This window comes from Streptomyces sp. NPDC056347 (genome assembly GCF_042262625.1).
In the GTDB taxonomy this organism is placed as follows: domain Bacteria; phylum Actinomycetota; class Actinomycetes; order Streptomycetales; family Streptomycetaceae; genus Streptomyces.
In genome coordinates, this window is sequence record NZ_JBHJQP010000097.1 from 23,407 (window position 1) to 30,320 (window position 6,914).

A 6,914-nucleotide genomic window follows, 5' to 3' on the forward strand; every position below is an offset into this window, starting at 1 on the left:
CCCTGCCCGGACGGCTCCTATCGTGCCACGCGGCACCGACAGCCCCGCCGGTCAGGGCGCGGGCGGGCGGCGCTCGGCCGGAGGGAGCAGCAGCACCTCCAGGGCCCGGGCACAGGACCGGGCCCGGTCCAGGAACCATTCGGCGTGCTCGTGGGTGATCACCGCAGGGGTGGCCCGGAGCGCCAGCGCGAAGCGGGCGTGACCGGCGGCGTCCAGCACCGGGACCGCGAGCGTGCGCACCCCGTACGCCGACTCGCCGTCGTTGACCGCGTGCCCCTGCGACCGCACCCGCGCCAACTCGGCCTCCAGCGCGGCCGGTTCGACGATCGTGCGGTCGGTGAAAGCGGGCAGCGGGGGCAGCGAGGCGGGTCCGCCCTCGCCGGGCCGGGCCCAGGCCAGCAGGACCTTGCCGAGCGCGGTGGAATGCAGTGGCCTGCGCAGCCCCGTCCTCGGGGTGACCGAACCGCCCGCGACGATCACCGCGTGCGGGCCGCTGCGCAGGGCCAGATCGGCGGTGGCGCCGGTCCGCGCGGCGAGATCGGCGAGCTCGGGCGCGGCCAGATGCAGGCCTCGCTGGTGGTACGAGAGCCTGCCCAGCTCGGTCACAGCCGGACCCAGCCGATAGCGGGACGTGCGGGCGTCCTGTTCCAGGAAGCCCGCGTCGAGCAGCGTACGGGCCAGCCGGTGCGCCGTGGAGCCGGAGAGTCCGAGGCGCCGGGCGAGGTCGGAGGCGCCGAGGTCGGGGCCGTTGTCGTGGAAGCAGTGCAGGACGTCCAGGGCGCGCCGGACGGCCTGCGCTCCGCCGGGGACCCGCGCGGCCGCGTCCTCGCTCATCTCGGTCCACTCTCCGATCGTGGGGCTGCGTCCGAGGCTTGCTCGGTCTGAGGATTTCTCGCCACATTACGGGAACCGGAGTGGTGTGGAACGGGGTGATGAAACATCACGTTCACACCGAATCCCACATCATGGGAAGCGAGTTGTGGGGTGGTCCCGGCGCGTGGCAGTCTCGGCACGTCAGCACCGACGAGCAGAAGGGAGCAGTGCCATGACCGGCCGCCGAACCGCGGAACTCGTCCACGCCGCTCCGGTCCAGCTCGCCCTGACCCTGCGCCGCCACATCGACCTGGCGCGGGTCGCCAGTGCCGCCTGTCGCTGACGCCTCACCCCTGCCTTTCTCTCTCCTCCGCGCGCTTCGCGCCCCCGTGGCCTCCCTGCCCCCTGTCGTGCTCCGGTGCGACGGGGCGCTCGGCCGTACCCGGTGAACCGGCCACGGAGTTGATCCGGTGCGCGCGCAGCCCGCCCTCCGCTTCGCCGACCCCTCGGGAAGACCTCCATGACGCCTGCCGTCCTGCCTCCGACGCTCTGGTTCACCCGCTGTCCCGTCCCCACCGCGACCGGCATCGCCGCCGACCGCGGCTGGCTCACCGAAGAATTCGCTCCCGACGGCATCACGGTGCGCTCCCTCCAGGACGCCGCCCCCGGCGCCGACCCGGCCGCCCACTTCACCCACGCCCTGCCCGGCCTGTTCCGCGAGGGAGGCAACGTACCCGCCCTGTGGGCCCGTTCACGCGGCGAGCGGACCCGGCTCGTCGGCCTCACCTGGATCGAGGAGCGGCAGACGGTCCTGGTCCGTCCCGGCTCCGGCATCCGCGGCCCGGAAGCCCTGCGCGGGCTGCGACTGGCCGTCCCCGCCCACCCCGTCGCCATCGACTTCTGGCGGGCCATGGCCCTGCGCGGCTTCGACGGAGCCCTCGCCGCCGCCGGGCTCACCCCGGACGACGCCACGCTCGTCGACGTACCCGCCGCCGGACACCGGGGCCAGTGGGCAGCCGAACTGGCGGCGCTGCGCCGCGGCGAGGTCGACGCCGTGTACGTGAAGGGCGCCCAGGCCGTCGAGGCGGCCCGGCGCGAGGGCGCGGAGGTCGCCGTCGAACTCGACGAACTGGCCGCCCACCGCTTCCGGATCAACAACGGCACCCCCCGCCCCATCACCGTCCACCAGGAACTCCTCGACGAACACCCCGGGCTCGTCGACCGCTTCCTCGCCGTCCTCCTCAGGGCCGCCGACTGGGCCGCCGGACAACCCGACGAGGTCGCCCGCATCCTCGGCGCCGAGACCGGCGCGGGCGCCGAAGGGGTCGCCGGGGCCTATCGGCCGGGCACCCACCTCGCCCTGCGCCCCGGCCTCGCCCCGGACCGGCTGGCCCTGCTCGCCGAACAGGAGGCCGCCCTGCGCGCCCACGGCTTCCTGCCCGAACCCGTCGACATCACCGCCTGGGCCGACCCCGAACCACTGCGCCGCGCCACCGCACTGGCGGCCGCCACACCCCCGACCCCGTGAGGACCCCCGCCCCGTGAAGATCCCCCGAACACCCCGCAGAGCCATCGCCCCCGCCCTCCTCGCGGCCACCACGCTGCTCGCCCTCACCGCCTGCGGCACCACCGGGACCGACAGCGCCCCCGGCGCCCGGGACACCGTCGAGGTCCGCATCCCCGACCCGGGCAACTCCGGCGTCCTCGCCCTCGGGAAGAAGGACGGCAGCCTGGACAAGGCACTCGCCGAGGTCGGCGCCAAGGTGCGCTGGACCGGCAGCGCGGGCCCCTTCGCCCCCGCCGCCCAGGCGATGAACGCCGGCCAGCTGGACATCGCCACCGGCTCCATCACCTCCGGGATCACTTCCCTCGCCCAGCGCCCCGGCTTCAAGTTCTTCACCGCCGTCGACCCGGACGCGGCCGGTGAGGGCATCCTCGTCAAGAACGGCTCCGCCATCACCTCCGTCAAGGACCTGGTGGGCAGGCGCGTCGCCGTCAACCAGGGCGGCACCGGCGAGTATCTGCTGCTCAAGGCCCTCGCCCGGGCGAAGATCCCCGCCGACCGGGTCGAGCGGGTCTATCTGCGCCCCGACCAGACGGCCGCCGTCTTCAACGCCGGACAGGTCGACGCCTGGGCGGTCTGGGCGACGTACGCCGTCGCGGAGATCGGCGGCGGCAAGGCCCGCTTCGTCGCCGACGGCGCCGCGATCGGCTCCGACAACTACAGCCTGAACGCCGTTCGCACCGGCTTCGCCGAGGAGCACCCCGAGATCGTCAAGGCGCTCTACCGCTACCTCCACGAAGCCAGCGCCGAGGAGAAACGGAACCCGGCCGCCTACCTCAATGTCTTCACCGACGTCGGGCCGACCGCCGTCACCGGCAGGGCCGAGGAGGTCCAGACCGGGTTCACCCGCGCGGGCGGCACGGTCGACCCCATCGGCCCCGAGGACATCGAGCGCTTCCAGGACGTGGCCGCCTTCTACGCCGAGCAGAAGGTCACCAAGGACCGGATCGACGTCACCCCCCACCTCCTCGACATCGAGAAACTCTCATGAGCGCCACCGCCCCGCCCCCGGGGCTCGTCCGGCCCCGCCCGCCCCGCCGCGGGGCCCGCGCCCGCGGCCGTGCCGCGACCGTCCGGGCGCTCGGCCCGGTCGCCCTGCTCGTCCTGTGGTGGGCGGCGTCCGCCACCGGCGCCCTCACCCCCGACGTCCTCGCCTCACCCGCCGACGTGATCCGCGCGGTGGGGGAGCTGTGGGGCAACGGCCAGCTGCCCGACGCCCTCACCACCTCCCTGACCCGCTCCGGCCTCGGCCTCCTCATCGGCCTCACCGCCGGACTGGTCCTCGGCATCACCACCGGATTCACCCGGCTCGGCGACGAACTCCTCGACTCCTCCCTCCAGACCCTGCGCACCATCCCGTTCCTCTCCCTGGTGCCGTTGTTCATGGTCTGGTTCGGGATCAACGAGACCGCCAAGATCCTCCTCATCGCCGTGGCCACCACCTTCCCCATGTACGTCTCGACCTCCAGCGGGGTGCGCGACACCGACGCCAAGCTCGTCGAGGCCATGCGCAGCTTCGGCATGGGGCGGCTCGCCCTGGTGCGCGAGGTCGTCCTGCCCGGGGCGCTGCCGTCGCTCCTGGCCGGGCTGCGGCTCTCCATGACCCTCAGCGTGATCGCCCTGATCGCCGCCGAGGAGATCAACGCCACGGCCGGCATCGGCTATCTGATGTCCCAGGCACAGAGCTACGCCCGCACCGACGTCCTCGCCGTCTGCATCCTCGTCTACGGGCTGCTGGGGCTCACCGCCGACGTCGTCGTGCGGCTCCTGGAACGCGTACTGATGCCCTGGCGCACCCCGCAAGGAGCCCCCCGATGACCGAACCGGCCCCACCGACCGCCGTACACGTACGCGCACTGCGCCGGGTCTTCGGCGACCGAGCCGTGCTCGACGGGCTCCGGCTGGACATCGCACGCGGTGAGTTCGTCGCCCTGCTCGGCGCGAGCGGCAGCGGCAAGACCACCCTGCTGCGCATCCTCGGCGCCCTCGACACCGCCGACGAAGGAGAGGTGCTGGTCCCCGAGGCCCGCACTGTCGTCTTCCAGGAACCCCGGCTCGTCCCCTCGAAGAGGATCCTCGCCAACGTGACCGTCGCCCTGCCGCGCGGGCGTGCCGCGGACGGGCTGCGGGCGCTGGCCGAAGTCGGCCTCGAACGGCACGCCGACGCCTGGCCCGCCACGCTGTCCGGCGGCGAGGCCCAGCGCGTCGCCCTCGCCCGCGCGCTGGTACGCGAACCCGAACTCCTGCTGTTGGACGAGCCGTTCGCCGCGCTCGACGCCCTGACCAGGCTGCGGATGCAGGACCTGGTGGGGGAGCTGTGCCGTAAGCACCGGCCCGCCGTCCTGCTCGTCACCCACGACGTGGACGAGGCCGTACGCCTCGCCGACCGGGTCGCCGTACTGCGCGAGGGCCGCCTGATCACCGACGAACCCGTCACCGTCGACCGCCCGCGCGACCCGTCCGACCCCGCCTTCGGCGCCCTGCGCCGACGCCTCCTGGACGACCTCGGTGTCCGTCCCGCCCCGCACCCGCCGACCGCCCCCGAACGAACCGAAGCCGGAGTGATCTGAATGACCATCACCATCGGAGTGCACAGCAGCAACCCCTCCCTCTACCACCTCTACCACCTCTCCCGGCTGGGCCCGGCCCAGGAGGAACTGGCCCCGCTCGGCGAGCGCGTCGTCTTCCACCCGTACGCCGACGGCGTACGCACCGGCGAACTGCTCGCCCGGGGCGTCATCGACTTCGGCGGCACCGGATCCACCCCGCCCATCACCGCCCAGGCGGCCGGCCACGACATCGTCTACACCGCCGTCTCCGCACCCCGCCCCGAGCACGGCGCGGTCCTGGTCCCCGAGGACTCTCCCGTGCGCACCGTCGCCGACCTCAAGGACACCACCGTCCACCTCGCCGTCGGCTCCTGGCAGACCCATCTCGTCGCCAAGGCCCTCGACGACGCCGGGCTCTCCTACGCCACGGACATCACCCCGGTCCGCTCCGGCGCGAACAGCGAGGAACTCCTGCGCACCGGCGCCGTCGCGGCCTGGGTCGCCCAGGGCGCCGAACTGGCCGCCGCCCGCCGCGCCGGGGGCCTGCGCACCCTGATCCGCACCAGCGACGTCGTCACCGACCGCTCCGTCTTCTTCGCCCGCCGGGACCTCGCCGAGAGCCGCCCCGAAGTGATCGAGGCCCTCACCCGTGCCCTTCGGCGGGCCGACGCATGGGCGGCCGCCCACCTCCGGCAGGCCGCCGAGATCGCCGCCGCCGACCTCGGCGGATCCGCCGACGACTGGGAGAGCGCGCTGTCCGCCCTGCCGTGGCGGATCGAACCGGTCACCGACGCCTTCCTCGCCGAGCAGCAGGAGGCCGCCGACATCTTCCACCGCACCGGCGTCGTCGACCGCGCGGTCACCGTCGCACACGCCCGGGCCGGGGCCCGCGCGGACCGGGCGGCGTGACGGCATGGCGACCGAAGTCCTCTGGTACATCATCCCGCGCGAAGGCGCCTACCCCTGGGAGCCCGAAGGCAGGCGCCCGGTCGACCACGGCTACCTCGCCCAGCTCGCCGGCACGGTCGAACGCCTCGGCTACAGCGGGGCGCTCCTGGCCACCGACCTGTACGACGTCTGGCCGCTGGGCAGCGCGCTGGCGGCCTCCACCAGCACCCGGTTCAAGCCGCTGCTGGCCGTCCACCCCGGCCTGGTCTCACCCACCCTGCTCGCCAAGATGGCCCTCAGTTTCGACCACCTCTTCGGCGGTCGGCTCCGCTTCAACGTCGTCAACGGCTCGACGGCCTCCCTCCGGGAGTACGGGCTCCACGTCGAGCACGACGAACGGTACGAGCTGAGCGCCGAGTACTGGTCGATCGTCAAACGGCTCACCGCGGGCGAGGTCTTCGACCACAAGGGCCGCTTCTACGACCTGAAGAACGCCGGAGCCTCCTTCGGCGACCTGACACCGGTCCAGGAATCACACGTACCGCTCTGGTTCGGCGGCTCCTCCGACCCCGGCATCGAAATGGCCGCCCAGCACGTCGATGTCTTCCTGACCTGGGGCGAACCCCCGTACCTGCTCCGGGAGAAGCTGGACCGGGTCAGGGCACGGGCCGCCGCCCACGGCCGCACCCTGCGGATCGGTCTCCGCCTGCACCTCATCGTCCGCGACACGGAGAGCGAGGCATGGGCGGCGGCCGACCGGCTCCTCGACGTGACGAGCGAGGCGACCTACGCCCGGCAGCTCGGCGCCGGGGCGGGGGAGGACGGCGTGGGCTGGCAGCGCCAGTTCCGCCAGCACGGCGGCAGGGTCCCCGCGCGCGCCCGGGAACTGGAGACGCACCCCAACCTCTGGCCGGGAATGAGTCTGTTCCGGCCGGGCCCCGGCACCGCCGTCGTCGGCTCCACGGCCCAGGTCGTCGAACGGCTCCAGGAGTTCCAGGAGCTGGGCGTCGACACCTTCATCCTCTCCGGCAACCCGCTGCTGGAGGAGGCGTACCGGGTGGCGGAGACGGTGCTCCCGGCCCTCGGGGTGAGCCGCTGAC

Annotated in this window: 8 protein-coding genes; 7 read left to right on the forward strand and 1 reads right to left on the reverse strand. The window is 73.6% G+C overall.

Annotated features, from left to right (window positions below; genetic code table 11):
• Window positions 1–51 precede the first annotated feature (51 nt).
• Entirely contained in the window at window positions 52–834 is a 783-nt protein-coding gene (locus tag ACFCV8_RS22095) for an IclR family transcriptional regulator (RefSeq protein ID WP_376687113.1), read from the reverse strand.
• 211 nt (window positions 835–1,045) lie between these two features.
• Here ACFCV8_RS22095 and ACFCV8_RS22100 point away from each other — a divergent pair, with 211 nt between their 5' ends.
• From ACFCV8_RS22100 to ACFCV8_RS22130, 7 genes are all read left to right on the forward strand, one after another.
• Entirely contained in the window at window positions 1,046–1,156 is a 111-nt protein-coding gene (locus ACFCV8_RS22100; RefSeq protein WP_376687114.1) for a putative leader peptide, read from the forward strand.
• Between the two features lie 177 nt (window positions 1,157–1,333).
• A complete protein-coding gene (locus tag ACFCV8_RS22105; RefSeq protein WP_376687115.1) occupies window positions 1,334–2,341 on the forward strand; it encodes an ABC transporter substrate-binding protein in 1,008 nt (335 codons plus the stop codon).
• Between the two features lie 13 nt (window positions 2,342–2,354).
• Window positions 2,355–3,368, forward strand: coding sequence for an ABC transporter substrate-binding protein (locus ACFCV8_RS22110; protein WP_376687116.1), 1,014 nt, complete (start codon window positions 2,355–2,357; stop codon window positions 3,366–3,368).
• Window positions 3,365–4,195, forward strand: coding sequence for an ABC transporter permease (locus ACFCV8_RS22115; RefSeq protein WP_376687117.1), 831 nt, complete (start codon window positions 3,365–3,367; stop codon window positions 4,193–4,195). Before ACFCV8_RS22110 ends, ACFCV8_RS22115 begins: the two co-directional genes overlap by 4 nt.
• The gene (locus ACFCV8_RS22120) at window positions 4,192–4,947 is read left to right on the forward strand and encodes an ABC transporter ATP-binding protein (RefSeq protein ID WP_376687118.1); all 756 of its coding nucleotides are present in this window, start codon (window positions 4,192–4,194) and stop codon (window positions 4,945–4,947) included. Before ACFCV8_RS22115 ends, ACFCV8_RS22120 begins: the two co-directional genes overlap by 4 nt.
• The gene (locus ACFCV8_RS22125) at window positions 4,948–5,835 is read left to right on the forward strand and encodes an ABC transporter substrate-binding protein (RefSeq protein WP_376687119.1); all 888 of its coding nucleotides are present in this window, start codon (window positions 4,948–4,950) and stop codon (window positions 5,833–5,835) included.
• Between the two features lie 4 nt (window positions 5,836–5,839).
• The gene (locus ACFCV8_RS22130; RefSeq protein WP_376687120.1) at window positions 5,840–6,913 is read left to right on the forward strand and encodes an LLM class flavin-dependent oxidoreductase; all 1,074 of its coding nucleotides are present in this window, start codon (window positions 5,840–5,842) and stop codon (window positions 6,911–6,913) included.
• Window position 6,914 lies beyond the last annotated feature (1 nt).

Bases quoted from the DNA above. Each gene is read 5' to 3' on its own strand.
- ACFCV8_RS22125 (WP_376687119.1), top strand. From the start codon at position 4,948: ATGACCATCACCATCGGAGTGCACAGCAGCAACCCCTCCCTCTACCAC.
- ACFCV8_RS22095 (WP_376687113.1), bottom strand. From the start codon at position 834: ATGAGCGAGGACGCGGCCGCGCGGGTCCCCGGCGGAGCGCAGGCCGTC.
- ACFCV8_RS22100 (WP_376687114.1), top strand. From the start codon at position 1,046: ATGACCGGCCGCCGAACCGCGGAACTCGTCCACGCCGCTCCGGTCCAG.
- ACFCV8_RS22105 (WP_376687115.1), top strand. From the start codon at position 1,334: ATGACGCCTGCCGTCCTGCCTCCGACGCTCTGGTTCACCCGCTGTCCC.
- ACFCV8_RS22120 (WP_376687118.1), top strand. From the start codon at position 4,192: ATGACCGAACCGGCCCCACCGACCGCCGTACACGTACGCGCACTGCGC.
- ACFCV8_RS22130 (WP_376687120.1), top strand. From the start codon at position 5,840: ATGGCGACCGAAGTCCTCTGGTACATCATCCCGCGCGAAGGCGCCTAC.
- ACFCV8_RS22115 (WP_376687117.1), top strand. From the start codon at position 3,365: ATGAGCGCCACCGCCCCGCCCCCGGGGCTCGTCCGGCCCCGCCCGCCC.